Source organism: Cyanobacterium sp. IPPAS B-1200 (assembly GCF_001747005.2).
Lineage (GTDB): Bacteria > Cyanobacteriota > Cyanobacteriia > Cyanobacteriales > Cyanobacteriaceae > Cyanobacterium.
The window spans coordinates 1,037,456-1,063,679 of record NZ_CP182899.1 but is presented as its reverse complement, the minus strand read 5'-3'; the positions used below and the strand labels follow the sequence as shown (position 1 = coordinate 1,063,679).

Sequence of the window (26,224 nt, the reverse complement as noted above, 5' to 3'; positions counted from 1 at the left end):
TGAATCAGTTATAATTTCAAGAAAAAGAACAAATCATTCCCGACGAAATTAAATGGTCTTATCGTCAGATATAATTGAAAGTATAGCACAAGATTTAAGCAACTCTAAGGAAGCACTCAGGGCAAAAAAGTTAGTATTTTATGTTAGTCAAAGATACTGGGAAACCGACACCAACGTCATCAATGACTATTCCTTTTTTGATTTATTAGAAAATTTACATCAAACAAACCCCACCTTAGAAGATCTTAAAGCCCTACTTCATCATGCGGTAGAAACATTAAATCGCAAAACTATTTATAAAAAAATTGCCACTTATGTTTTGAGACGTATGTCTGATTTATACCAAATTATTCCCGTTGAAGAAGACTATATCGAAGAAAATGAGACTTCCGACACAGAAATAGTCGAGGCCATTACAGAAGCGATTCAAAATCATGAAGAATCAGCAAGAATGAAAAAAGTAATTTTTGCTGTGTGTAAGCAATACTGGGAAGCAGATATAAATGTCATCGATATGTATGACATGAGAGACTTAATCCGTGAAATAAAAGAACTTTATCCCAGTAGTAAAAGACTAAAAAAAGCCCTTGATATGGTGGTATCAAGCATCAATCGCCAGAATTTTTATACATTCATCGCCGATACCATCATGGATAACTTTAATCATTTATACCCCTACGAAGTGAGAGATATAGATAAAGATACTAATTCTGGAGACGAAGAAACCCAGCTAATTAAAGCACAATCGAAGAAACCAACTCAGGAAACAGAAAAGTCCCAAACCTCTACTCCATCACAACCCCAAGAAATATCGCAACCGACAGAAGAGGTAAAAAGAGATGTAACCCCTAGCAGTGTGCCAGAAGGGCAGATTATTCCTTGGCTAAAAATAGAAAATCTATTTGAACTTAAACAGGAAATAATGCAATATACTAATCCTCTCCGTGCTAAGATTCTTTTATTCTATGCAGTATATGATATTGATACCCTAGAACAACATTGGTCTATTGTGAGAACTTGTAGTTTTGATGATCTTCTTATTAGAATGTTTGAGCATTACGATAAAAATATAGAAGTAATCGCAAAAAAATTACAATATGTGGCAAACTCACCCATTGAAGGGTTAGAGCAAGACGAAAATTTACAGGCTGTGACGGCTATTATTGAATCTATTAAGCGTTTTTATCGCAAAAAGTAAAAATTGGGGTGATTATTTCCCTTTGTCTCTTATCCACTGTCACAACTTCCATTTATCGGACTCACTGTAATTCTTGGTTAATTAGTCGAAAAGTGAGGTTAATTCTTGGTTTAACGGACTTGGATGTTTTAGGGATTTGATGTAGCCAATAATGTTGAGTTTCTCCTGCCATTACCAACAAACTGCCATGGGTAAGGGATATTTCTGATTTAATGGGATTTTTTTTGTCTCTTGTCTTCAACATAAAACGTCTTTCTCCCCCAAGGCTAACCGAAGCGATGAGGGGATTTTGTCCTAATTCTGGTTCATTATCACTGTGCCATCCCATACTATCTTTGCCATGGCGATAATAATTGAGTAAGACACTGTTAAATTTTACATTCAACAAAGATTCTATCTTATCCTTTATCTGCGCCAAACAATCAATCCAAGGATGGGGATACATGGTGAGATTAGAATAGGTATAGGTTAAGCCTTCGTCGGCATACCAAGCCGTTAGGCGAGGCTGTAAATGAGTTTTCCCGTACACTGTAATATTATCCTGTCGCCACTCAATTTCTCTATGTAATTCAGTAAATAAAACATCACTGGTGGCAGAGTCAAAAAAGTCGGGATAGTAATATATTTCACTGTGAGGTAACTCTATTTTTGCCATCGCTTTTGGGGTTATTGGGGGTTTTTTTTGTGTTCTACTTCAATGACTGTATGGACATTACCTCTGGGGTAAAAGTCACCTTTAACGGACATATAAAGGGGTTCACAGGCTTCTACAAAATCATCTAAAATTTGGTTAATACATTCCTCGTGGGATATGTAGCGATCGCGATAGTTGTTAATATAAAGTTTAATCGCTTTTAATTCCACCACTTTTTGATCGGGGGAATAGTTAATGTAAATAGTGGCAAAATCTGGATAACCAGAAAAAGGACATTTACAAGTAAACTCTGGTAACGTCACGCTGACGTTGTAAACCCTACCAGGACGAGGATTGGGAAATGTAATCAAGGATCCCTCGGCGATCGCCCTTTCCCCATACATCATTTCTTTTTTGTCTTCAGCCATAACCTTAACCTAATAAAACAACAATAACAATTTTAATAAAAAAGATGCCCCTCCCCCTCATATAAAAAGGGTTTGGGGTAAAAACGAAAAATAATCTTAGAGAATTATTCAGCGCTCACTTGCTCAACTTCACCTTCTGAGGTTGCTTCCGCTTCCTCGGGAGTCAAACTACCTTCAGGCACTAACTCAACCTCATTTTTTTCCTGTAAAAAAGTCAAAACCTTGTCGGATAAAAGATCATTTTTCACAAACTTCTGTAACTTGTTTTGGTCAATTTCACTGGGGTTCATCTCTTTAGTAACCTCAGCGATTTTCTCGCTAATTTCTTCCTCAGTCAGAGTAATAGATTCTTGCTCCGCAATCTTTTCAATGATGAGATTAGTATGAAGATTCTTACTCGCTTCAGGACGGGCAGTTTCACGCATTTTACCCACCATTTCTCTGGTAAAGAATTGATTAACATCAACCCCCATACGCTGAATTTCGTTAGCAGTTTGCATCAAGAGGTTTTGTACTTCCTCCTCCATCATTGTCTCAGGAATTTCGATGGTAGTGTGTTTTAAAAGCTCATCCACCAAAGCCCCTTGAATATTTAGCTTAGTATCATTTTCAGCCTTTTCCTGATACTGCTTTTCCAAAGATTCCCGTAACTCGGCAACGGTTTCAAATTCGCTAACCTCTTTCACAAACTCGTCATCCACTTCAGGTAATTCCTTCTCCTTCAAATCCTTGAGAGTAATGGAAAAAATTACAGGTTGATTAGCCAATTCTTTTTGAGGATAATCTTCAGGGAAAGTTAGATCAAGTTTTTTGCTCTCATCAATATTCATTCCCACGATGCCTTCTACAAAACCGGGGATAAACTTGCCTTCGGCTAACTCAACTTGGAACTCCTCAGCCTTAGTCCCTTCAATCAATTCACCTTCTTCCCCTTCATTTTCAGCAGGTTTACGACCTTCAAAATCAACGATGGCAGTGTCGCCCATTTGAGCCGCTCTGTCTTCCACAGGTACAAGGGTAGCTAAACGCTGTCTTTGCTCCTCAATTAGACCATTAACCGCTTCAGGATCATACTTTATTTCTTCTGCTTGAACCTTTAAGCCCTGATATTGACCTAAAGTAACCTCGGGGGGAACATCAACGGCGGCTTTGAATACAAAGGCATTTCCAGGTTGATAATTATTAACTAACTCCTCAAATTCAGAGCGTAAAGAATAGTTACCCAAAGACTCGATGGACTCTTGTTCAATGGCTGTTTTTAGGCTATCCTGAATTAACTCCTCCAATACCGCCGCCTTAATTCTATCGTGACCTAAACGTTGTAACAATATAGGACGGGGAACTTTCCCTTGACGGAAACCGGGGATATTGGTAGTTCTGGCAATTTGTGTAATTACTTTCTCATAGGTTTTTTTGGAGGTTTCTGCTGGGATTTCGATTTCTAAACCGATTTGACTAGCAGGAAGTTTTTCCTGAGTAATTTTCATAAAAATTAATGTTGTTATTCTCTATAGATTCGCTCTAACAATGATAAGTATATTCGGTTACTATATGCAACTTGTACTCAACCTGACAAGTTTATCATTAATTAGGGAACGGGGAACGGAGAACAGAGAACAGTCATAATATTTTGGTGTGTGGTAGTTAACGGCTACTCAATTATATTTCATGCCATGATTAAGTAATGTCATTTTCTGAATAATATTCGGGGTTTTGATGAAAAAATGATCCTATGGTGTAAGTTATACTAGATATGATTGTTAAAATTTTCCCCAAGCAAAAATATTCTCCACCAGTTTTTTTATCCCCTGTGAAAGTATGACCAGAAACAGTCAATTAAGCGAACCTTTGCCCCCTGTGGTTCAGAAAGTGTCAACTAACCTCAAAAGATGGGGTTTTTGGGGTTTTTGGACTCAGTTAGTATTTGGTGTTATTTCTACGGTAACTCTTTTGTTTGCGACTCCTGCTATTTTTCAGGGCGATCGCTCTTTACAAGCTGAGCAGTTTGGCGTTTTTTCTGCCTTTGTGGCTCTTGTGTTGTTAACGGCAGCCCTTGTTATTGCCTATCGTTACGGGAAAATCGGTAAAAGGGTGGAAAATAAAGATCCTGCCATGCGTCCGAAAAAGTCGGATACGTTAAATTTAATTCGGGTAGGATTGGTTTTAAATTTGGTGGGGATGATGTTTGCTATCGTGGGAGCACAGGCTTTGGTCGGCATTAGCTTGGCAAAGTTATTAACTCTCGCTCCTCAATTAATTGGTCCTAATCCTGAGCAATTTGTTAATTCCCTTGATATGTTAATTATTCAAGCTAATACAAATACCATTGGCGCTCATTTTGCTGGTATTGCTACTTCTTTATTTTTGCTCAATCGCATCAGTAATTAGGATCATTCCAGAAAGTCTAAAATATGTTGGGCTGTGATGGCTGCTTTTTCTAGGTGGGGGACATGACCACAGTTATCTATCCAGATAAGTTTACTATGGGGGATCATCTGGGCAAATTTATGGGCTGGTTTGGTTCCCAAAATTTTGTCATTTTTTCCCCAAATTACTAGGGTTTCAGCTTTTATGTCAGGAAGATTAGAGGCAAAGGAGCCATATCCACCGCTTTTGGTGAAGGATATTAATGCTTTATTCCAATTTTCACATTCTAGATGCAGGGCGGCACAAATGAGGGCATCGGGGTTGGCATAGGTGCGATCGCAATAGGCCGTTTCACTAATACTCTGTCTCACTTTCAAATTACGCAAAAATTCCGTAGCCAAAAAACCAAGGGGAGGAAACAAAAATTTGCTCATAATCGGTTTTTTAGTCAAGCCACCACTATCAAGAAGAATTAATTTATCCACCGCTTCGGGGTAAGTCAGGCAAAAATCGATAGCAGTAGCCCCTCCCATGGAAGCCCCCACCAAAATCATCGGTTTGTTGATCATTTTTGACCAAAAATTGTATAGATGTGTTTTAATGCCTTCAGGGGAAAAAGATTGTTCTACGGTGCGATCGCTAAATCCAAAACCAAACAAATCTAATGCCCACACTTGATATTTGTCTGTCAAAAGGGGAAAAAGACGACGATATTCGAGCAAAGAACTATCAAAGCCATGAAGTAATACCATGGGAGTATCACTTTCTCCTTCGGTGGCGTAACTACTAGCAATTTTTTGGGTAGATAAATTAGAAGGTAAGTTAACAAATTTAATTTTATTAAAAAGCTCGATAGAGGATTGTTCAGTTAACTTTTTTGCCGATTGATTAATATTTGAAGAAAGCATTAATGTTTTATTTAAAACAAAGATAAAGTTAATTTTATTCTTAAATTTTAATTAAAGAAATTTCTATAAAAAATAGAATAATTATCATACTATTATAACATTCTAATCCCCATAAACCTTTATATAATTTTAAAATATTATAGTGATTTAAAAATTGTTGATAATACTGTTAAACTAATAATAAATAGAGTTTTTTATTTTCTATGCAACAAACAGGACTAAATATATTAGCAATTAGCATTTTTACCATAACATTATCGGTTTTATTAGGACCTCTTTTAAATATCTCTCCTTATATCCCCGCAGGGGGAACATTTATCATTTTAAGTTTGATTACTGTTGATACCTTAAATTGGCAAAATAAAGGAGTTAATCTATTAATTAATATCTTTGCTTCTGCTGAACAAAAAGAGCGAGTAATCTATCATGAAGCGGGGCATTTTTTAACCGCTCACCTATTCAATATTCCCATAAAAGACTATACCCTAACGGCATGGGAAACCTTAAAAAAAAGAAGTGGGGGAACTGGAGGAGTTATTTTTGAAACTAATTTTTTAGAAGATAAAACTAAAGATATAAGAGAATTTAATTTGATGATTGATCGTTTTGGGGTGGTTTTAATGGGAGGAATTGCGGCCGAAAAATTCAAATATAAAAATAGTGAAGGAGGACAAGAAGACTTAGTAAAATTTACAGAAATTCATGCTCCTATTACCCTGACTAATTCAAACTTAGAAATGCGTAAAAGATTAGCAATTTTACAAGCAACAACGATGATTGAAACCCACTCAGAGGCTTATTTAGAATTAGTTGAATTTATGCGCCAACGAAAATCCGTAGAAGAGTGTCAGGATTTATTAGATCAAGCCATCGTATCTTCTTAATAGTATAGTGGGCGATCGCCCACCACACCCCCATTATCAAAACTGTAATCAATTGGAAACTAAGGATTTTCGATAGGTACCAGTAAATTTAAACTATTGGGGACACACCTTATCTCAATGGGAGTACCACCAACAATCTCCCCATCAACTACCACCCTTTGCTCAGGTTCAGTTTTTACCTTAATACTTTTTGCTCGAAAATGAGCCACATTATCATTATTACTAGGATTTTTTACCAATCCAGAAGCAAATAAACTGGTGATTACTCCAATGCCCTGTAAAGCACTTTGATTACTAGCAATAGTAATATCCAATAACCCATCACTAAAATCAACATCCCCAGCCCCCTGTGCCAACACAGAAGTGGGAGGGGCAGCATTCGCTATGGTAATAGCACTAGCTTCAATGGTGTTAACCTCCCCATCAATTTCTATCTCCGCTTCAAATAACTTTTGCTCTTTTGCCTGTTGAATACCTGCAAAAATATATGCCATTACCCCTAAACGGTTTTTCATTTCTCGATCTGCTTTAGCCACAGTTTCCGCCTCAAAACCAACCCCCGCCAACAACAGCATAGGAATATCATTACATAAAGCAGTATCAACCACCTGAGACACCCCCCGACAGATAATATTACAAGCCCCCACAATATCCGAAGGAATACCAAGGGCCCCACAAAAAGCGTTAGCGGTACCTCGGGGGATTATCCCCAAAGGAATTCCCGTATCAATCATAGCCGCTGCCACCTCAGAAACAGTACCATCACCCCCAGAAGCAATGATAAAATGATCGTCCATTTCAATTTGCTCTTTTATTTTTTTGACTATTTCTTTGGTTTGCTTTGTAACACTAATATCAGCTTTAGTAAAAGTAATATTTAGATGTACTTCAGACTGTAATAAATTTTTGATTTGATCCAATTCTTGCTCTGAGTTGCCTTGCCCCGCCACGGGATTAAAAATTAGGTGACCAACCCTTACTTTATTAAGAGATTGAATAATGGCTTTAGCTGTCGCTAAATTAGTGGCAAGGGGAACATTATAAACTTCGCAAATTCGTAAGAGTGCCTTTATATCTGGCTCATGGGGTTGGGCATAAAGTGGATCAATTAAAAAGATAACGGCGCCAATGTCATCTTCCACTATTTTTGCAGAAATTTGTACATCTCCGCCGAGCGCCCCTGATGCCATTTTTTCTACCTGTAACTGAGTTTCTTGTTCAATTCTTTCTCCCGTAGTGCCTGTGGCAATGAGATGATAGCGAGAAAAAAAATCTCTATGTTGTTGAACAAAACTAACTAAATCATTTTTTTTGTTGTCATGGGCTATTAGAGCGATACTATTGGTCATCGTAGGATAACTTTTGATTAAATAAATTTTTTATTCGTTTATTTTAATCTTGATTTTTTCTGTTTAACATAATTGAGATCATAATATTATTAGTTTTGGTCATTGACTCACCGTGTAATAAATTACACGGCTAAGGGTATTAGGTTTAATAAATTGAACAAAAATGTCCTTACATTCTTTTATGAGTAAACAAACTTGAGCAAAATATTATTGTTCTACTTAATTTTGAAAAAACAGCACAAAATAAACTATTTATCACCTTTATCGTTGATAAAAGATAACACCAAATCCACATCTTTTTTACTGCCTAAAATGGCTGGGGTACGCTGGTGTAATTTAGAAGGAATATAATCCATAATTCTTTGTTGTCCCGTAGAACCCTTGCCCCCGGCTTGTTCCATAATCATTGCTAGGGGGGCAGTTTCATATAATAGTCTTAGTTTACCATCGGGATTGTCCACGCTACCTGGATAGAGGAAAACTCCCCCTTGCATCAATATGCGGTGAAGATCACCCACTAAAGCACCACTGTAGCGCCCTGTGTACCCTTCATGGCGGTGAACATAACGAATATAGTCCCTAATTTGGTCTTCCCATTGCCAAAAGTTACCTTCGTTGGCACTATATACTGAACCATGGTCGGGCATTTGGATATTTTCTTGGGCAAGGATAAATTCCCCTAAACTAGGATCGAGGAAAAAGGAATGAACTCCTTTACCCATGGTATATACTAATACGGTGGCAGGACCATAGAGAATATAACCTGCGGCAATTTGTTTTGAGCCATCGGTTAATAAGTCTTTGGCTTCTCCGTCCAAGTCTTCCCCTTGTTGTTGACGAATGGCAAAAATTGAACCCACATTTAAGTTTATATCAACGTTAGAAGAACCGTCGATGGGGTCATATAATAGTGTGTATCGTCCTACAGGACAGTTTTCGGGGATGTAATAGGGTTTTTCCATTTCTTCGGAGGCAAGACGACACACTAAACCACTTTGCTTGAAGACGGAAATGAATACTTCGTTGGCGTAGATGTCCATTTTTTTGACGGATTCGCCTTGTACGTTGGTGTCTCCTGTTAAACCTAGCGCCCCTGTCATTAATCCTGCACGACTGAGGCGACGGGCAATGAGTTTTCCTGCTAGGGCGATGCGATTCATGATAGAGCTTAAATCTTGGGCATCGGGGGAAAAACTTTGTAGTTGTTGTAATACATGGCGGGATAGGGTAGTACAGTCTCTGTCTAGGCTATGTTCTGGAATATTTATTTCGGTTTGAGTCGAGGTCATAATCTATTTACTATTGGAATTTACGATTTCATCTTAACCTCTTATTCTTGTACTACCGTTAACTAAAATTTTTACTTAGGTTATTTTGCTTTGCGTGATGTGAAAAAAATATTTATTGATCTTTATCTTCTAGGGTCTAATTTTGCGATAATATTTTTGGGTTTGGTTATCTATTTTTTTTAATGTGATGAAAACTTTTTCTGTTTTTGATTTACCGATTCATTTGAGTGATGATTATGAGGGATGGCTGTGCGATCGCATTTATAATAATATAGGAACCCATGTTGTCACCATGAATTCGGAAATGGCAATGATGGCACAGAAAAATGATGATCTAAAACAACACATTCAAAATGCTGATTTGGTGGTACCTGACGGCTCTGGAGTTGTTCTATATTTAAAACAAAGAGGACAAAAACAAGAAAGGGTAGCGGGAATTGAGTTGGCAGAATCTTTGGTAAAACGGTTGGGGCAACAAGTAAAAGACTGTCCTATCTGTTTTTATGGTGCTTCTCCAGGGGTTACTGATGAGGCGGTAAAAAAGTTTCGGGCTATGGTGCCAAATATACATATCATCAATAACCACGGTTTTTTAAAGGGTGCAGATTTATCAGCATGGTATGAAAAAATTAAGGAAGTACAACCAAAATTGATTTTAGTGGGTTTAGGGGTACCCCGTCAGGAGGAATGGATTGCCAAACATCGTTATCTTGCCCCTAATGCAGTTTGGATTGGGGTGGGTGGTAGTTTTGATATTTGGGGAGGAGTAAAGGAAAGGGCGCCGAAGTTTTTCTGTGATAATAATTTAGAGTGGTTATATCGTCTTTATCAAGAGCCTTGGCGCTGGAAGAGGATGATGGTATTACCCCATTTTTTCATCAAGTCTTTATTTTATAAGGGATAAGCCAGAAGTTAAATTATTAATTATTAATTACTATCTTTCCTTGGCGCAAAATTTGCCAGTCTTTTCCTGTCCATTTGATAACAGTAGAGGGGACTGCTTCAGTGATATTATTTTGATGATCTAATACTGCTACAGATGGGAATTTAAGGGCGATCGCACTCATATCCGTTAAAGCATCTTCCCCTGATAAATTGGCACTGGTGGTAGCTAAAGGCCCTGTTTGCCGTAAAATATCCCTGGCAATGGCATGATTTGGCACTCTTACCCCAATACTGGTGGGGTTAAGGGGATTCATGGTAGAAGGCACTTTCACCGAGGCTGGTAAAACCATCGTCAGCGCCCCAGGGAGATATTTCTGAGCCATTTTTTGCCAAATTTTCAACTCTCCATGGCTACCCTGCACATATTCCCATATATCTTCAATTTCCCCTGTCATTAAGATGAGGGGTTTTTCTTGCGAGCGTTGCTTAAGTTCAAAAATTAACTCTGCCCGATGGGGGGCAACTGCCAAAGCTGGCACCGTATCCGTAGGAAAACTGACCACATAATGGGCGATCACACTTTGTACTAAATCAGATTGGGAAACAAGAGCCATGGGAAAGTAATTGAGAATAAAGAATGAAATTATTTGGTAAGGCAAGGGGTTTTAACCCCTTGGGGATGAAGAAAAATTACTTTACTTTTTGAGCAATAATTTTTTGTTCCTTAGCCGTCAACTCAGGGGCTTCACCGATAACCTCACGATACATTTTAATATAATCTTCCGAGGAGCGATACCAGCTAAAGTCTTGACTCATAGCCCTAACCTGTAACTTCTGCCAAGCATCCTTGAAGCGGAAACCTTCATAAGCCCTAATCATACAAGTATATAAATCCAGAGGCTCATAACGATCGAAACAGTACCCTAACCCCTCATTTTCGGTGGGTTTGAAAAATGGCACAGTGTCCACTAAGCCCCCTGTTTTACGCACAATAGGAATGGCACCATAGCGCATTGCCAACATCTGACTGATACCGCAAGGCTCAAAACGAGAAGGCATCAAAAAGGCATCGATGCCACTATATACCCGACGGGAGATAGTTTCGTTGTGGAGTAACTGTACCGAAATTCTCCCTCGATAACGGGCAGAAATTTCCCATAATTGGGTTTCGTAAAAGCGATCGCCCGTACCCAGTATAATTAACTGAGCATCAGTATAAGCCAAAAATCGCTCTAAAGTTTGTAAAACAAGATCAATACCCTTTTGCTCTACCAAACGAGTAACCATACCAATTAGAAAAGCATTACGATTAATTTCTAACCCCGATTCTTCTTGTAACCTAACCTTATTTAAACGACGTTTTTCGATAGTTTCAGGGGTAAAGTTTTGAGCAATTAATCTATCTGTGGCAGGGTTATATTTTTCCGTATCAATACCATTAATAATTCCCCTTGTCTTACCACTAATCCAAGACAACAAACCATGGAGATTTTCCCCGTACTCAGGAGTCTTAATTTGTGCCGCATAGGTAGGAGAAACCGTATTTACCACATCCGCAAACTGTAATCCCGCTGCCATGGCATTATCCCCCTGCATATGCCAAGGACACCATGTAATTTTTTCCAACATCTCACGACCAGGGCCCTGATAAGCTAAATTATGAATAGTGAAAACAGTGCTAATGTCTGGGGAATTACTCATCCACACAGGTATCATCCCCGTATGCCAATCATGACAATGGATAATTTGAGGTTTCCAATAATTCCAAGCAAACTCTGCGGCGCCGTTGGCAAAGAAAGTAAAACGCCAATATTCATCATCACCACCATAAACATTACGGCCAGAAAAACAAGGATGTCCAAATAAGTAGAGAGGGACATCGGTTTCAGGCAAAAGGGTTTCATATACAGCGAACTTTTGAAACATGGCATCGCCCCACCACACAGGCTCAATGGGAATATCAACCTTATCAGGTAAAAAGCCATAATAAGGCATAATTATCCTGACATCATGACCTAATTTTCTTAGTATCTTGGGTAATGCTCCCACAACATCCCCCATACCCCCAACCTTAGCTATGGGTGACGCTTCCGCTGCCACAAATAAAATTCGCATAGTGATTCAGACTAGATGTGCTTTCTTTATTGACTAGGGTGATTGTGACACAATCTTTGCACCTATGCCAAATTATTTTTTAATTGTCTGAAACCTAACACTTAAAACCCTTTGCCTAATTATTCAACCCCAATTTCATTGGTACGTTTGTATTGACGATATGCAGCAAAAAATAATCCCATTAAAGTGACGGGAATTAGTCCGATTACGATGCCTAATAATAAGGGTTCAATCATTTTTATCTCCTAGTTTGTTAACTTTTTTTCATATTAACTTTAATTGTCCATTGTCCATTGTTAATTGTCAATTGAGTTATGTTATGGTCTGTTTGTTTTATAATGAGGTGAGCCGTAGCACACGGTAAGTAATTTTATCTAGTATCTAAATTTAGTGATGGAAAATCTGTTAAGTATTGAAAACATTGACCTAGAAACAATTATCACAGCAGCTTTATATCTTAGTCTAAGTGGCTTATACTTGTTGATTCTTCCTGCGGGGGTTTATTTTTATCTTAATAAACGCTGGTATGTAGCTAGTTCTTTTGAGAGAGCATTTATGTATTTTCTTGTGTTCTTCTCTTTCCCCGGAATGTTGTTATTTAGTCCTTTCCTTAATTTCCGTCCCCGTCGTCGAGAGTTAAATTAACTAAAATTTTTTATTACTATGAGAAGGATTGATGCTATTTTAATCGCCCTTGGATTCTTTTTGACTGGGGGTATCATCTATGTTGCTTTTAAGGTACTGGGTTTGGATGCGGCGGATGCTGGTATCTGGAGTCAGGTGATTTTGGTGTTGGGTTTAATTGGTTGGGTATCAACTTATGTGATTCGAGTGTTTACCAATGATATGACCTATCATAAGCAGGTAAAGGATTATGACGATGCTTTTTTTGCTAAACAGCTAGAAAAGATGACTCCTGAAGAGATTGAAAAGTTGATGAGTGACAAGCAATAAATATCCATAGGCAACTCAGCTTAATGTATGATTTTAATGCTAAGAAAATTTTTATATTAATAGTTTAAATGAGTTCTGTTTCTCAATGTTTTGCAAACCTCAAGCAACGGGGTGAATGTGCTTTAATTCCTTTTATTACGGCGGGTGATCCTGATTTGGCTACTACGGAAAAGGCGATCGCCCTTTTGGCGGAAAATGGAGCTGATATGATTGAGTTGGGAGTGCCTTATTCTGACCCTTTGGCTGATGGCCCTGTTATTCAAGCTGCGGCTACCCGTGCGTTGCAAAAAGGGGTTAATTTGGATCAGGTGTTGGAATTGGTCAAAAGGGTGGTAACGAAGGTATCTACGCCCATTATTTTGTTTACCTATTACAATCCTATTTTTTATCGTGGGGCAGGAAATTTTTTAAGTCAGATTGCCGAAGCGGGAGTTAAGGGTTTGGTAGTGCCTGATTTACCCCTAGAGGAAGCAGAAAGTTTCTTGCAGTTAGCCCAGGCGAATGGTATTGAAGTGACTCTATTGGTAGCCCCCACAAGCCCCATGGAAAGGATAAAGGCGATCGCCCTTAAGTCCCAAGGATTTATCTATCTTGTCAGTGTGACGGGGGTTACGGGCATGAGAAACGAAATTCAAACGAGGGTAAAAGATTTAATTGCCCAGTTAAATAGTGCTACGGATAAACCCATTGGGGTTGGTTTTGGTATTTCTGAACCTTCTCAGGCTACCCAGATAAGGGAATGGGGTGCTGATGGGGTGATTGTGGGTAGTGCTTTTGTGAAACGATTGGCAAACCAAGAGCCTGAAGAGGGTTTAAAGGCGATCGCTGATTTTTGTGCAGAATTAAAACAAGCCATTAAATAACCCCGTAGGGTGGGCATTGCCCACCATATTAATTAGTCTTTGAAGACTAACTAAAAAAATAATCTACCCTTAACATATCAATGAGTAAGTTAGAACAAATATTAGAAGTTAAAAAAAAGCAGAAAATCCTAGCTATTTGTGCTAAGTATGGAGGGTATAATGTCAGAATTTTTGGCTCTTATGCTAGAGGTGAAGCCACGGCAAAAAGCGATTTAGACCTATTAATGGATATAGAAAAAGGAAAAAGCCTCTTAAATAGGATTGCATTAAAGCAAGAATTAGAAGACTATTTAAGAATAAAAGTGGATGTAGTGAAACCGAATAACCTCCATGAAACTATTAAAAATCAAGTTTTAGAAGAAGCTATTTTTTTATGAATAAAGACTTGCTCTACCTCAACAACATAAAAGAATGTATAGAAAATATTGAACAATATACGAGTCAAGGTAAACAAGATTTTTACGATAATAAAATGATGCAGGATGCAGTTATTCGTAATTTAGAAATCATAGGAGAAGCCACCAAAAGATTATCTTCCGAATTAAGAATTAAATATAATCAAGTACCAGGGAAACAAATTGCGGGTTTGAGGGATATTTTAATTCATGACTATTTGAGGGTAGATTTAGAAGAAGTTTGGATTGTTGTAGAAGAAAATTTACCTGAATTGAAAAGAGAAATTAATCATATTTTAGTGGTGCTAAATTTAAAATTGAATACTTAAAATTTGGTTTAATCAAATTGACAAGGACGATCTAAAGCCTGATTTAATAACCTAATATACTCGTGATTTTCGATAATATAAGAACCAAATCGGGCAAGGTGAGGATTCTGCATTTGGGCATCAAATAAAACAAAATGACGAGAACGTAAATGCTCCACTAATTTAACCATGGCCACCTTAGAAGCATCGGGAATGTTAAAAAACATCGATTCCCCAATAAAAGCCCCTTTGATAACGATGCCAAGGATTCCCCCAGCCAGTTTATCCCCCTGCCAAGTCTCGAAACTGTGCGCCCACCCAGCGTGATTGAGTTTAAGATATATTTCCATTAAATCCTTAGAAATCCAAGTAGTTTCTCGATTAGCACATCCTAGACATACTCCCTTGAAATCCTTATTTATGGCCACGGAAAACTTATTTTGGTTTAAAACTCGTTTGAGGGACTTTGGATAGCGAAAGCGTTCATCTAGGGGGATTAGGGTGCGTTCATTGCTAGAATACCACCCCAAATTATCGTAATCATCAGCCATCAAAAAATTACCATGGGCATAGCCTTGAATAATGGAGCTAATATCTATCATAGGATGGAAAATATTTATATAATCATTATTAAGACAACTTATCTATTGTAATATTTAATCATGTCTCAACCTATTCCTCCCATTGTTTTACCCCCTATCGAAAATGTTGAAGTAGAAGCCAATTGGTTACGGCATAATCTTCATCAATGGTTAAATGAGGAATTTTTGCCTGAGACTATTAATGAAACTATTGCTTATCGTGCTTCTCAGATTTTTATTCGTCATCGCCTTGAGGGGGAAAATGATTTAGGTTCTTTGGTAATTGCTATTGTTACAGAGATGCAGTCTTTTGATTTTCAAAAAAGTTTTTACAGTGAATTTGCGATCGCCAATGCTGTCAGTGATTTAATTCTCAAGAGTTTGGGCATTGATACCTGTTGTGGTAACAATTGATTTTTTTAGATGAAATACTTAGGGGCGATCGCCAATATCCTTTGATAAAGCTCGATAAAACTAATTTTTTGCGTTTTTCAAGAGTTATAACCTAAGACAATTTAAATACTGTCACACCATAAAAAAAAATTAAATAACCTTTTTCTAAAATAAAAAAAATTTCATTAATCATAAAGAAATAAGGTAAAAAATGAAAGAACAAGTAACACAAAGCCATAGTTCTGCTTGGGTAATTCAAACATGGTTATCATTTATAATTTCCGTAGGTGTAACCTCTGTGGGAATTTTTTATATGCCCGTGGATTCTTGGATAAAAGCCTTCATGGGCATGGGACTTTTATTTTCCGTAGGTTCCACCGTTAGTCTGACAAAAACCCAAAGAGACATTCATGAATCCACCAGAATAATCTCTAAACTAGAAGAAGCTAAGGTAGAAAGAATTTTGGCAGAGCATAATAACAACATCTAATTTTTTCTTAATAAAAAATACACACAAAATAAAAAAAATTAACTCATAATGTAGAAACCTATCTTTAAGATAAAAAAAATTATGAGTGAAACTAATGGCGTAATGATGCAATATTTCCACTGGTACACAGAGCCTGATGGAAATTTGTGGAAAGAAGTAGCCGAAAAAGCTCAAGAATTAGCAGACGTAGGTATTACAGCCCTATGGCTACCCCCTGCCTACAAAGGAGTTGCAGGAGGTTACGACGTGGGTTATGGAATCTATGATTTATACGATTTAGGAGAATTTGACCAAAAAGGTTCTATCAGAACAAAATATGGCACAAGGGAAGAATATCTTAATGCCATCAAAAAAGCTCAATCTGCAGGTATTCATATTTATGCAGATATGGTGTTCAATCACCGTCTAGGGGCTGACAAAGCCGAGGAAGTAAACGCAATCCCTTATAATCCCCAAAATCGTTATGAAGCCATGGGAGAGCAAAGAAACATTCAAGCATGGACTCATTTTACCTTTGCTGGGCGCAACGGAAAATATTCTGATACTGAATTACATTGGTGGTATTTTGATTCGGTGGATTATAATGCCTACGAAGAAGAAGGAGATGCCATTTATGTCTTTGAGGGTAAATCTTTTAACCAAGGAGTTGATTTAGAGTATGGTAATTATGATTATTTGATGGGTTGCAATGTTGATTTTAGTTCCCAAGAAGCGAGGGATTATATTAAACAGTGGGGAAAATGGTACATGGATACCACTGGAGTTGATGGTTTTCGTTTTGATGCGGTAAAACACGTTGAGGCGGAGTTTTTTGCAGAGTGGTTAAATCATTTACGGGAATACACTGAGCAGAATTTATTTGCCGTGGGGGAATATTGGTCCTATGAAGTGGAAGCATTACATCATTTTATTACCATGACTGGTGGTAATGTGGCTTTATTTGATGCACCTTTACATTACAATTTTGCAGCGGCTAGTAAGCAGGGCAGTGATTATGATTTAAGGAAAATTTTTGATAATTCCTTGGTGCAAAATGAGCCTACTTTGGCGGTTACTATCGTAGATAACCATGACTCTCAACCCCTACAGGCTTTAGAATCGGTGGTGGAAGGCTGGTTTAAGCCCCATGCTTACGCGCTCATTTTACTCCGAAGTCAGGGTTATCCGTGCATTTTCTATGGAGATTACTATGGAGCAAATTATAAGGATAATGGGGATGATGGGGAAGAATATGAGATTTGGTTAGATAGTCATAAATGGTTAATTGATAAATTTTTGTGGGTACGGCAAAAATACGCCCATGGAGAACAGTATGATTATTTTGACCATCCTAATACGTTGGGTTGGACTAGGGTAGGTAATCAGGAAAATCAAGGCGGCGTTGCGGTGGTGTTAACCAATGGGGAGGAGGGTTTTAAACGGATGGAAATTGGACAGGCTAACCGTGAATATATGGATGTGACAGAACATATCGAGGAGCGAGTTACTACGGATGATGATGGTTGGGCTGATTTTCCTTGCCCTGCTGGTTCAATTTCTGTGTGGATACCTGTTTCCTAAATCCAGTTTTCCAGCGCACCTTAATTATTGATATTATTTACGTTTTGTAACAAAGCTGAAGTTTGTTATTTTTTTAACCCCTGCACACTATTTAATATTTAAAATGGTGAAAAGATAAATTTTTATAATAAAAGATGATTAAATTAGCTCAAAGAATTGCTCAGGTTAATCCCTCTATTACTTTAACAATCACGGCGGAAGCTAAGGCGATGAAAGCTCAGGGTTTGGATGTTTGTAGTTTTAGTGCGGGGGAACCTGATTTTGATACTCCAGCGCACATTAAGGAGGCAGCAAAAAAGGCTCTGGATGAGGGCAAAACGAAGTATGGAGCGGCGGTTGGTGAGTTGGCGTTACGAGAGGCGATCGCCCATAAACTCCAAAAAGACAATAATCTAAATTATCAACCAGAAAACATTATCGTCACCAACGGAGGCAAACACTCCTTATACAACCTAATGATGGTATTAATTGAAGCAGGAGACGAGGTTATTATTCCTGCCCCCTATTGGTTGAGCTATCCCGAAATGGTCACTCTGGCAGGGGGAAAACCCGTTATTGTTCCTACCACCGCTGAAAATAATTACAAAATCACCCCAGATCAGTTAAAACAAGCTATTACCCCAAAAACTAAGTTATTTGTCCTCAACAGCCCTTCTAACCCCACAGGGGCAGTGTATAGCCCAGAAGAAATCAAGACCATTGCTCAAATAATTATCGACCATGATATTTTGGTGGTGTCCGATGAAATTTATGAGAAAATTCTTTATGATGGTGCAACCCATCTAAGCATTGGGGCAGTGAATGAAGAAATATTTAAACGTACCATCACCAGTAATGGGTTTGCCAAAGCCTATTCCATGACAGGATGGCGGGTTGGTTATGTAGCCGCCCCCACCGAAATTATTAAAGCCATGGTAAAAGTTCAGGGCCATAGTACATCGAACGTGTGTACCTTTGCTCAATATGGGGCGATCGCCGCCTTAAACTCATCCCAAGACTGTGTAGCTACCATGTTAGAAGCCTTCACCCAAAGAAGAAAAACCATGTCCCAAGCCATTGCTAGTATTTCCCACATCAGCGCCCCCATGCCCCAAGGAGCATTTTATCTATTTGTCGATATTAGCGCCACAGGATTAACCTCCCTCGACTTTTGCAAAAAACTGCTCCAAGAAGAAAACGTTGCCACCATCCCCGGTATAGCCTTCGGTGAAGATAGATGTATTCGTTTTTCCTACGCCACCGACATGACATCTATCAATAAAGGATTAGATAAATTTGCTCAATTTGTTAAAAGGCTAACCTAAAAATAATTCCACCTACTCCCTAAAAACAATTTAAAACAAGGGGTTTAAACCCCTTGCCAGCAAAATAAATAATTTCTAGTCCCTTGCCACCAAAATAATATTACTTACTAGCCTTGGGGTCAAAAATATCTAACTCAGATAACCTAAAAGTAATTAACTTATCCCAATTACCCCCCTCAAATAAAACCGCCGCTTTACCATCAGAAACCCTTTGCACCAAACCTTGAAAATCATGGTAAATATCATCAGGGCTATTCACCTTAACCACAGAACCAGGTAAAATAATCATAACTATAAATCCTCCATAAACAATAAAAAAGGTAACAGAAGCCCTTAAACCACTGTCACCCATAACCTAACACCTATAAGGACGTAGTATGATACGTCCTTTACCACCTAATAAACCTCAACGTGCCAACGATGTTCTTTTTTCATCTGTTTGCGCATCTCATCCCAATTCATACCTCTTTTCTCCGCCTCAGCGGTAAAGGTATCAGAAATAGGAGGCTCCATACCTTTCAAACCACACATATAAACATGGGTATTAGGTTTTTGGATTAATTCAAATAACTCGTCAGCATACTCGCTTACACGGCTTTGAACATACATTTTTCCACCGTCATCGGTTTTTTGCTCACGGCTGATGGCATAGGTTAAACGGAAATTATCAGAATATTCCTTGGCCATTTTCTCCAACTCTTCTTTATAAAGAATGTTTTGAGTGTAAGGAATGCCGAAAACTAACCAAGCTAAACCTTTAAACTGATAATCAGGGTTTAACTCTCTTTCTTTGAACATACGCCATAAAAACGCACGGAAAGGAGCAATACCAGTACCAGTAGCTAACATAACGATGGTTGCATCTTCATCATCAGGTAAGAGCATCTCTTTACCTACAGGGCCAGTAATAGCTACGTCAGCGTTTTCTTCTAGGTTACAAAGATAGGTAGAACATACACCTTGTACGGTTTCTCCCTCTTCGTTTTGATATTCTAATTGACGAACACATAAAGAAACTGTTTTGTCGTCTAACTTGTCACCGTGACGAGTCGAAGCAATGGAATAAAGGCGTAACTTATGGGGTTTTCCTCTTTCATCTTCTCCGGGGGGAATGATACCAATACTTTGACCTTCCAAATAATGTAAATCACCATCAGAAAGATCAAAAGTTAAATGGCGTACAGTACCACTACCGCCTTCGGCAACAAGTTCGTAATTTTCAATACACTTGCCCACAAAAGGATTTTTAGGACGATATATATTGACGGGTACTTTTACCTCTTTTTTTTCTTTTTTTTCTTGAGCTTGAGTCATGGGTTTATTGTTCGTAGTTTTTTCAGAACTTGAACTTAGACCTTGAGCTTGAACAGGGGTATTAATACCGATGGGGGTAATGTTAACAATTTTCCCTCCAAGGCGATTAATCCGATTCATCTCCTGATTCATCCGAGAATAGGGAACTGTAATAAAACTTGTTCCACTCTGACGAATAGGATAGTCTAAATTATTACTTCCTTGTTGAGAAATTCCAACAACTTCAAAGAGGAAACGACGTTCTTCGATGACAGAATTATTGGAAAAGGTTTTTACTGTATTAAATTTTTTCATTGATTGCGATTGCTAAACTCCTTACGCTGATTTTGCTTCTTTATTAATCATCAGTTTCTTGGTGTGCTTCTTGAGGGTCAGTATTTCCTGCCACAGGAGCAACTACACCAATAGGGGAGATATTGACAATCTTACCGCCTAGACGGTTGATACGGTTCATTTCCTGATTCATACGAGAATAGGGAACTGCTAAAAAAGAATTTCCACTCTTACGAATGGCATATTCTAAGTTGTTATCTCCCTGTTGGGAAATCCCAGAAACTTCAAACAAAAAGCGACGCTCTTCAACGGCAGCATTTTTAGCAAAAGTTTTTACAACCTTGGTATTTCTCATATCTTTAATATACTCCTGATGTTATTAAAGTAATCTAAAGTTTGTCTTAAATTGCTTACTATGTCAAGTTTTCACTACATTATAAAGTAGTTTTATCTCGATATTTTTAGGCTTGTATTAAATTTTACCAAAATTTGTGGAGCTTAAATGTTGAGAGTTATTGAGGTTATAACTTTTGCCATGGGTTGGTATTGATTACCATTGATAGCCGTGGGTTGTTATAATTATTCCTACAAATTCTGGCATACCAACCTTGTAATTTACTATGAACATATCGGGCTGTTTTCAATTTATTCTGGGCTTTATTATCGGCATGGTTTTGTTTGGTGGAGGACTTGCCGGAGGTGCTTATTATTTTTTGACAAGGGTATCGGGAGAGCCGAATAATCCTCTGGAGTCTTTTGAAAGCCAACAACCTCCTGAAGATGATGCAACTATTACCCAAGAGCCAGAGCCAGAACCCGAACCTGAACCTGAGCCAGAACCTGAGCCGGAGGAGGAAGAAGAGGAGGATGATTTACCTGCAGGGGCTTATCGTGCCACGGTAACTTGGAATACGGGGTTAATTTTAAGGGGAGAGCCTATGGAAACGGCTGAGCGGGTTGGGGGTGTTGCTTATAATCAGGAGTTGATTATTTTGGGCAGGAGTGATGATAATAACTGGGAAAGGGTAAGGGTTGTGACTACTGGGCAGGAGGCATGGGTTAAGGCGGGAAATGTTAACCGTATTGATTAGTCATGTAATGATTTATGGATAATTGTGATGGTTAAGGGATGCTTAAGGCTAATATGGGATAAAGATACGTAATTCTTCATCCATGGTTTTATCTGCAAGTAGTAACTCAAACTCCCTAAAGTTAATCAATAATAGTCCTGTGAATATCATTCCTTTGTCTAATGGTTTGAGGGTGGTTCATCAGGATATGCCCCATAGTTCGGTGGTGGTGGCGGATGTCTGGGTAGATGCGGGGGTAACAAAGGAGCCTGTGGGTTGGTTTGGGATGGCTCATTTTTTGGAGCATATGATTTTTAAGGGTTCTTTGAATGTATTGCCGGGGGAGTTTGATTTTGTGGTGGAGAATAATGGGGGTTTTGCTAATGCGGCCACGAGTTATGATTATGCTCATTTCTTTTTGGTGACGGCGAGTCAGTATGTGGGGGCGACTTTACCTTATTTGGGAGAGATTTTGTTACAGGCTCAGATTCCTGATGAGGAGTTTTATTTGGAAAGGGATGTGGTGTTGGAGGAGTTGAGGGCGAGTAATGATGATTATGATTGGTTGGCTTTTCAATGTCTTTCTAATTTGATTTATCCTAGTCATCCCTATGGTCGTTCTGTGTTGGGGGAGGAGGGTTTATTGTTAGAAAATACTCCTAATCAGATGCGTTGTTTTCATAAAACCCATTATCAGCCTGAGCGGATGTCGGTGGTGTTGGTGGGGGATATTCGAGAAAAAGATGCGATCGCCCTTATCGAAGATTCTTTTGGTAATTTTGGGGTGCGCTCGGAATGCCCTCCAGTGACCTTTGATAGTGAGCCGCCCATGGTGGATATTCGCCGTAAACAGTTATTTTTTCCCCGTCTTGAGCAGTCTCGATTAATTATGGGTTGGAGTGGCCCTGGTATTGATAACCTTGAAGGGGCGATCGCCCTTGATCTAATTTCGATGATTTTATCAGGGGGTAGAACATCCCGCTTAGTTCGACAACTGAGGGAAGAAAAACAATTAGTATTAGATATTAGCTGTGATTTTTCCTTACAAAAAGACTCTAGTTTGTTTACTATTTCTGCTTATTTATACCCCCAAAATCTCAATAAAGTAGAGGAAATTATTCGCCAAGAAATTTATAATTTACAAACTAAATCGATGGAAGATAAAGAACTAGCAAACTGTAAAAAATCTTTAATTCATGACTATATATTTTCCACCGAAACCCCCGAACAATTAGCAGGATTATACGGCTATTATCATGTTTTAAAAGATGCTAAATTAGCCCTTCAATATCCAGACATATTAATGAATTTAACCCCAGAACAATTGAAATGTTATGCCTCCCAATACCTTTGTCCTCAATATTATGCGGCGTGTGAAGTACATGGTCGTTAATAATGGGCAATAGGCAATGGGCAATGGGCAATGGAGATAATATTTGAAATACTAAGTTATTTGAATAATGCAGCTGTAATTCATCCTCAATTAAGTACTGCCAAAAAAGTTATAATCACTAATGCTGATCATTACATCACCTTCTCTCCTCGAATAGACTTATCTAACAATTCCATGGGATGAAAAACAGAGATATTATGCCCTTGTTTCGCCAAATGTTTAGTAATTTGTAAAGCACAACCAGGGTTAGGAGATGCGATCGCCCTTGCCCCCGTATCAAGCAAATTGCGCACTTTTTGTTCTCCTAATTCGTCTGCAACCTCAGGCTGTAACATATTATAAACACCAGCACTACCACAACATAGCGCAGCGTCTAGGGGTTCTTTTAGCTCAATATTAGGGATCAAATTAAGTAATTTACGGGGCTGTAAACTAATTTTTTGACCATGTAACAGGTGACAGGCATCCTGATATACGAGGGTGAATTTATCCTCCGTAATGGGGGCGAGAGGGGCGATAAAATCAATGTCTGCGAGGAACTCCTGCACATCCCGAACCTTACTAACAAATTCTTGGGCTTTAGGTAAATACTCAGGGTCATCAGCTAAGATATGGGCATATTCCTTGAGGGTATGTCCGCAACCTGCGGCATTGATAATGATGTAGTCCACATCGGTATCGGAAAAACTATCAATCATTTGACGGGCAAAGGCTTGGGCTTGATTTTCTTGGCCTTGGTGCGCTGGAAGGGCAGAGCAACATCCCTGAGATGGGGGAATAACTACCTCACAGCCATTGGCGGTTAAAACCCTCACCGTGGCTTCATTAACGGAGTCGAAAAAGAGTCGTTGCACACAGCCTAAGATAACTCCTACCCGATATTTTTTTTCTGTTTGACTGGGGATGACATAGGGATATTTTTTATTAATGGTTTTTAGGTTGATTTTTGGCAAAATAGATTCCATCGCCTCGATGCGGGGAAAGGGTTTGAGGAGTTTAATTTTCCTGACGAGGGTTTGTAATCCTGATACTTGGTAAAGCCACAATAGGGGTAAGAAAAAGCCTAGTCTTTTGGGGTAGGGGAAAAGGTTAAAGATGATGAAACGCAGAAATTTTTCCCATGGGTTGCGGGGTTGATTTCTTTCCACTTGGGGGCGAGTTTTGGCAATGAGTTGATCATACTGTACCCCTGATGGGCAGGTACTTACACAGGCAAGGCAACCTAAGCAACTGTCAAAATGTTGGGCGGTGGCTTCATTTAAACTGGCTTCCCCCTTGTTGATGGCATCCATGAGATAAATTCTGCCCCTCGGGGAGTCCATTTCTTTGCCGATGATGCGATAACTGGGGCAGGTGGAAAGGCAGAAGCCACAATGGACGCATTGATCGATTAATTCTTGGGATGGGGGGTTTTTGTAGTCAAATCCTGGTAAATTTTTGTCGTTGGTGACGGGAATTTGTGAGGGGTTGCTTACATTCATGGATGATTTTTTCACAGTGGTTGGCTGGGAATGTGTTTAAATTAATTATATCGAGTGATGTTTGTATTTTTGGGGTATCTTATGTTTTTGCAAGAGTTATTTTTTGTTTGTGAGGAAGCCTCTAAGCAACCTGTGGCTTTTGTGGGGGGTTTTGTGGCTGGAGTTTTACGGTTAGATATTCATGATGAGCCTTTATCTTCTTGGTTACAATCTAATCGGCGTTATTGAGTTTAAACATAATTGTCGATGTTGGTGGGGAATGGGGAATAGGCAATGGGGAATGGTTACACTTATTTGAGAAAATTATCAATTATCAATTAAAAAACGATGGCAGAGGCAAGTAATAATTTTCGGGTTGAAAAAGATAGTATGGGTGAAGTACAGGTGAAGGGCGATCGCCTCTGGGGTGCTCAAACTCAACGCTCGTTGCACCATTTTTCTATAGGGGAAGATATGATGCCCATGGAAGTGATTCAGGCTTTTGCTATCTTAAAAAAAGCCTCTGCCTCAGCTAACCGTGATTTGGGTTGTTTAGATAAAGAAAAAGCGGATTTAATTGCGATCGCCTGTGAAGAAATTTTGGCAGGGAAATGGAATGATCATTTTCCTTTGTATGTATGGATGACGGGCAGTGGCACTCAATCAAATATGAATGTGAATGAGGTTATCGCTAACCGTGCTATTCAAATGGTGGGGGGCGAATCGGGGTCAAAAAAACCTATCCATCCCAACGATGATGTTAATATGTCCCAGTCTTCTAATGATACCTTTCCCACTGCCATGCACATCGCCAGTGCGATCGCCATTAATAGCCGCTTAATCCCCAAAGTAACCAAATTAAGGGATGCCCTCCACCAAAAAGCCCAAGCATGGCAAGACATTATCAAAATAGGTAGAACCCACCTCCAAGACGCTGTACCATTAAGCCTAGGACAAGAATTTTCAGGGTATGTAGGAATGCTAGATGATAACCTACAACGCCTTAACAACATCCTACCCGAAATCTATCAACTAGCCCTCGGAGGCACCGCCCTAGGCACAGGAATTAACGCCCCCAAAGGCTTCGCCGAAAAATCTGCCCACTACATCGCCCAACAAACAGGCTTACCCTTCATTACCGCCCCCAACAAATTTACCGTTATGGGTTCCCACGATGCTATGGTGATGTTAAGTAGTACCCTCAAAACCCTTGCTTGTTCCCTTTACAAAATCGCCAATGATATACGTCTTCTTGCTTGTGGCCCAAGGGCAGGATTAAACGAGCTAGAGTTACCCGCCAACGAACCAGGTTCATCTATAATGCCTGGTAAGGTAAACCCCACCCAGTGCGAAGCCTTGGCTATGGTGGCAGTGCAGGTGATGGGTTATGACACCGCTGTTAGTTTTGCAGGGGCTAGTGGTTATCTCGATATGAATGTATATAAACCCATGATGATTTATAACATCATTCAGTCCATCAAAATTTTGTCCGACAGTTGCAACAACTTTACTGATTTTACCGTTAAGGATATGCAACCCAATCGGGAAAGAATTAATGAGTTAGTTAATCAATCTTTGATGCTAGTAACATCCCTTAGCCCCGTCATTGGCTACGACAAAGCCTCAGAAATTGCTCACCTTGCCCACCATGATAATTTAACCCTCAAAGAAGCTACTTTAAAACTCGGCTACTTGAGTGCAGAGGAGTTTGATAATTGTATTGATTTAAATAAAATGGCTTATCCTCATCAATAACTAAATTCTTAACAAGGGGTTTAAACCCCTTGCATACACCATATACCTTCTAAG

The 26,224-nt window shown here is 38.9% G+C and carries 31 protein-coding genes; 17 read left to right on the top strand and 14 right to left on the bottom strand.

Annotation, left to right across the window (positions count from 1 at the left end):
* The first annotated feature begins 52 nt into the window (after positions 1-52).
* Positions 53-1,198 carry a hypothetical protein gene (locus A5482_RS04895; protein WP_069790644.1) on the top strand — a complete coding sequence of 382 codons (1,146 nt, stop codon included), beginning with the start codon at positions 53-55 and terminating at the stop codon, positions 1,196-1,198.
* 61 nt (positions 1,199-1,259) lie between these two features.
* Here the strand turns inward: A5482_RS04895 and A5482_RS04890 are convergent, their stop codons facing one another.
* The 3 genes from A5482_RS04890 to tig all read right to left on the bottom strand — a co-directional run bounded on the left by A5482_RS04890 (position 1,260) and on the right by tig (position 3,747).
* Positions 1,260-1,853: an alpha-ketoglutarate-dependent dioxygenase AlkB family protein gene (locus A5482_RS04890; RefSeq protein WP_069790643.1), complete on the bottom strand. Its 594-nt coding sequence runs from the start codon at positions 1,851-1,853 to the stop codon at positions 1,260-1,262.
* 11 nt (positions 1,854-1,864) lie between these two features.
* The gene (gene queF, locus A5482_RS04885) at positions 1,865-2,260 is read right to left on the bottom strand and encodes a preQ(1) synthase (RefSeq protein WP_069790642.1); all 396 of its coding nucleotides are present in this window, start codon (positions 2,258-2,260) and stop codon (positions 1,865-1,867) included.
* Between the two features lie 104 nt (positions 2,261-2,364).
* A complete protein-coding gene (gene tig / locus A5482_RS04880; RefSeq protein ID WP_069790641.1) occupies positions 2,365-3,747 on the bottom strand; it encodes a trigger factor in 1,383 nt (460 codons plus the stop codon).
* A 331-nt stretch (positions 3,748-4,078) separates the two neighbouring features.
* On the opposite strand from tig, the gene A5482_RS04875 reads away from it, so the two are divergent.
* Complete coding sequence (locus A5482_RS04875; RefSeq protein ID WP_069790640.1) at positions 4,079-4,648, top strand: DUF3611 family protein; 570 nt, start codon at positions 4,079-4,081, stop codon at positions 4,646-4,648.
* A gap of 2 nt (positions 4,649-4,650) precedes the next feature.
* Here the strand turns inward: A5482_RS04875 and A5482_RS04870 are convergent, their stop codons facing one another.
* Positions 4,651-5,535, bottom strand: a complete 885-nt coding sequence (locus A5482_RS04870; RefSeq protein ID WP_069790639.1) for an alpha/beta fold hydrolase — start codon at positions 5,533-5,535, stop codon at positions 4,651-4,653.
* 203 nt (positions 5,536-5,738) lie between these two features.
* On the opposite strand from A5482_RS04870, the gene A5482_RS04865 reads away from it, so the two are divergent.
* A complete protein-coding gene (locus A5482_RS04865; RefSeq protein WP_069790638.1) occupies positions 5,739-6,419 on the top strand; it encodes an ATP-dependent Zn protease in 681 nt (226 codons plus the stop codon).
* A gap of 59 nt (positions 6,420-6,478) precedes the next feature.
* Here A5482_RS04865 and mgsA read toward each other — a convergent pair whose 3' ends face one another.
* Together mgsA and fbp are read right to left on the bottom strand one after the other, a co-directional pair.
* Complete coding sequence (gene mgsA, locus A5482_RS04860; protein WP_069790637.1) at positions 6,479-7,768, bottom strand: methylglyoxal synthase; 1,290 nt, start codon at positions 7,766-7,768, stop codon at positions 6,479-6,481.
* 248 nt (positions 7,769-8,016) lie between these two features.
* The gene (fbp, locus tag A5482_RS04855) at positions 8,017-9,057 is read right to left on the bottom strand and encodes a class 1 fructose-bisphosphatase (protein WP_069790636.1); all 1,041 of its coding nucleotides are present in this window, start codon (positions 9,055-9,057) and stop codon (positions 8,017-8,019) included.
* 187 nt (positions 9,058-9,244) lie between these two features.
* On the opposite strand from fbp, the gene A5482_RS04850 reads away from it, so the two are divergent.
* A complete protein-coding gene (locus A5482_RS04850) occupies positions 9,245-9,961 on the top strand; it encodes a WecB/TagA/CpsF family glycosyltransferase (protein ID WP_069790635.1) in 717 nt (238 codons plus the stop codon).
* 16 nt (positions 9,962-9,977) lie between these two features.
* Here the strand turns inward: A5482_RS04850 and A5482_RS04845 are convergent, their stop codons facing one another.
* The 3 genes from A5482_RS04845 to petG all read right to left on the bottom strand — a co-directional run bounded on the left by A5482_RS04845 (position 9,978) and on the right by petG (position 12,293).
* A complete protein-coding gene (locus tag A5482_RS04845) occupies positions 9,978-10,556 on the bottom strand; it encodes an L-threonylcarbamoyladenylate synthase (protein ID WP_069790634.1) in 579 nt (192 codons plus the stop codon).
* A 76-nt stretch (positions 10,557-10,632) separates the two neighbouring features.
* Entirely contained in the window at positions 10,633-12,057 is a 1,425-nt protein-coding gene (gene glgA / locus A5482_RS04840; protein WP_069790633.1) for a glycogen synthase GlgA, read from the bottom strand.
* Between the two features lie 119 nt (positions 12,058-12,176).
* Positions 12,177-12,293: a cytochrome b6-f complex subunit V gene (gene petG / locus A5482_RS04835; RefSeq protein ID WP_069790632.1), complete on the bottom strand. Its 117-nt coding sequence runs from the start codon at positions 12,291-12,293 to the stop codon at positions 12,177-12,179.
* Positions 12,294-12,450: 157 nt separating this feature from the next.
* Here petG and ndhL point away from each other — a divergent pair, with 157 nt between their 5' ends.
* The 5 genes from ndhL to A5482_RS04810 all read left to right on the top strand — a co-directional run bounded on the left by ndhL (position 12,451) and on the right by A5482_RS04810 (position 14,598).
* Entirely contained in the window at positions 12,451-12,702 is a 252-nt protein-coding gene (gene ndhL, locus A5482_RS04830; protein WP_069790631.1) for an NAD(P)H-quinone oxidoreductase subunit L, read from the top strand.
* Between the two features lie 18 nt (positions 12,703-12,720).
* Complete coding sequence (locus A5482_RS04825; protein ID WP_069790630.1) at positions 12,721-13,011, top strand: DUF3007 family protein; 291 nt, start codon at positions 12,721-12,723, stop codon at positions 13,009-13,011.
* A 68-nt stretch (positions 13,012-13,079) separates the two neighbouring features.
* A complete protein-coding gene (gene trpA, locus A5482_RS04820) occupies positions 13,080-13,874 on the top strand; it encodes a tryptophan synthase subunit alpha (protein WP_069790629.1) in 795 nt (264 codons plus the stop codon).
* Between the two features lie 80 nt (positions 13,875-13,954).
* On the top strand, positions 13,955-14,251 hold the full coding sequence (locus A5482_RS04815; RefSeq protein ID WP_069790628.1) for a nucleotidyltransferase family protein: 297 nt from the start codon (positions 13,955-13,957) through the stop codon (positions 14,249-14,251).
* Positions 14,248-14,598, top strand: coding sequence for a HepT-like ribonuclease domain-containing protein (locus tag A5482_RS04810; RefSeq protein ID WP_069790627.1), 351 nt, complete (start codon positions 14,248-14,250; stop codon positions 14,596-14,598). The genes A5482_RS04815 and A5482_RS04810 overlap by 4 nt, the downstream gene beginning before the upstream one ends.
* Positions 14,599-14,606: 8 nt before the next feature.
* Here the strand turns inward: A5482_RS04810 and aat are convergent, their stop codons facing one another.
* Positions 14,607-15,179, bottom strand: a complete 573-nt coding sequence (gene aat / locus A5482_RS04805) for a leucyl/phenylalanyl-tRNA--protein transferase (protein ID WP_069790626.1) — start codon at positions 15,177-15,179, stop codon at positions 14,607-14,609.
* Positions 15,180-15,239: 60 nt separating this feature from the next.
* Here aat and A5482_RS04800 point away from each other — a divergent pair, with 60 nt between their 5' ends.
* The 4 genes from A5482_RS04800 (at position 15,240) to A5482_RS04785 (ending at position 18,905) form a co-directional block, all read left to right on the top strand.
* On the top strand, positions 15,240-15,572 hold the full coding sequence (locus A5482_RS04800; protein ID WP_069790625.1) for a hypothetical protein: 333 nt from the start codon (positions 15,240-15,242) through the stop codon (positions 15,570-15,572).
* Positions 15,573-15,762: 190 nt separating this feature from the next.
* Complete coding sequence (locus tag A5482_RS04795) at positions 15,763-16,041, top strand: YiaA/YiaB family inner membrane protein (protein WP_069790624.1); 279 nt, start codon at positions 15,763-15,765, stop codon at positions 16,039-16,041.
* Between the two features lie 81 nt (positions 16,042-16,122).
* On the top strand, positions 16,123-17,601 hold the full coding sequence (locus tag A5482_RS04790; RefSeq protein ID WP_069790623.1) for an alpha-amylase: 1,479 nt from the start codon (positions 16,123-16,125) through the stop codon (positions 17,599-17,601).
* Between the two features lie 134 nt (positions 17,602-17,735).
* Positions 17,736-18,905, top strand: a complete 1,170-nt coding sequence (locus tag A5482_RS04785; protein WP_069790622.1) for a pyridoxal phosphate-dependent aminotransferase — start codon at positions 17,736-17,738, stop codon at positions 18,903-18,905.
* Positions 18,906-19,005: 100 nt separating this feature from the next.
* Here the strand turns inward: A5482_RS04785 and A5482_RS04780 are convergent, their stop codons facing one another.
* The 3 genes from A5482_RS04780 to A5482_RS04770 form a co-directional block, all read right to left on the bottom strand.
* The gene (locus tag A5482_RS04780; protein ID WP_069790832.1) at positions 19,006-19,194 is read right to left on the bottom strand and encodes an NAD(P)H dehydrogenase subunit NdhS; all 189 of its coding nucleotides are present in this window, start codon (positions 19,192-19,194) and stop codon (positions 19,006-19,008) included.
* A gap of 107 nt (positions 19,195-19,301) precedes the next feature.
* Complete coding sequence (petH, locus tag A5482_RS04775; RefSeq protein ID WP_069790621.1) at positions 19,302-20,513, bottom strand: ferredoxin--NADP reductase; 1,212 nt, start codon at positions 20,511-20,513, stop codon at positions 19,302-19,304.
* Between the two features lie 43 nt (positions 20,514-20,556).
* Positions 20,557-20,847, bottom strand: coding sequence for a phycobilisome linker polypeptide (locus tag A5482_RS04770; RefSeq protein ID WP_069790620.1), 291 nt, complete (start codon positions 20,845-20,847; stop codon positions 20,557-20,559).
* Between the two features lie 265 nt (positions 20,848-21,112).
* Here A5482_RS04770 and A5482_RS04765 point away from each other — a divergent pair, with 265 nt between their 5' ends.
* Both A5482_RS04765 and A5482_RS04760 read left to right on the top strand, forming a co-directional pair.
* Complete coding sequence (locus A5482_RS04765) at positions 21,113-21,583, top strand: SH3 domain-containing protein (RefSeq protein ID WP_069790619.1); 471 nt, start codon at positions 21,113-21,115, stop codon at positions 21,581-21,583.
* An 82-nt stretch (positions 21,584-21,665) separates the two neighbouring features.
* The gene (locus A5482_RS04760; RefSeq protein WP_069790618.1) at positions 21,666-22,955 is read left to right on the top strand and encodes a M16 family metallopeptidase; all 1,290 of its coding nucleotides are present in this window, start codon (positions 21,666-21,668) and stop codon (positions 22,953-22,955) included.
* A 131-nt stretch (positions 22,956-23,086) separates the two neighbouring features.
* Here the strand turns inward: A5482_RS04760 and A5482_RS04755 are convergent, their stop codons facing one another.
* Positions 23,087-24,436, bottom strand: a complete 1,350-nt coding sequence (locus A5482_RS04755; RefSeq protein WP_446684816.1) for a (Fe-S)-binding protein — start codon at positions 24,434-24,436, stop codon at positions 23,087-23,089.
* Between the two features lie 57 nt (positions 24,437-24,493).
* Here A5482_RS04755 and A5482_RS04750 point away from each other — a divergent pair, with 57 nt between their 5' ends.
* Together A5482_RS04750 and fumC are read left to right on the top strand one after the other, a co-directional pair.
* The gene (locus A5482_RS04750; protein WP_161486831.1) at positions 24,494-24,664 is read left to right on the top strand and encodes a hypothetical protein; all 171 of its coding nucleotides are present in this window, start codon (positions 24,494-24,496) and stop codon (positions 24,662-24,664) included.
* A gap of 99 nt (positions 24,665-24,763) precedes the next feature.
* Entirely contained in the window at positions 24,764-26,170 is a 1,407-nt protein-coding gene (gene fumC / locus A5482_RS04745) for a class II fumarate hydratase (protein WP_069790617.1), read from the top strand.
* Positions 26,171-26,224: the final 54 nt, after the last annotated feature.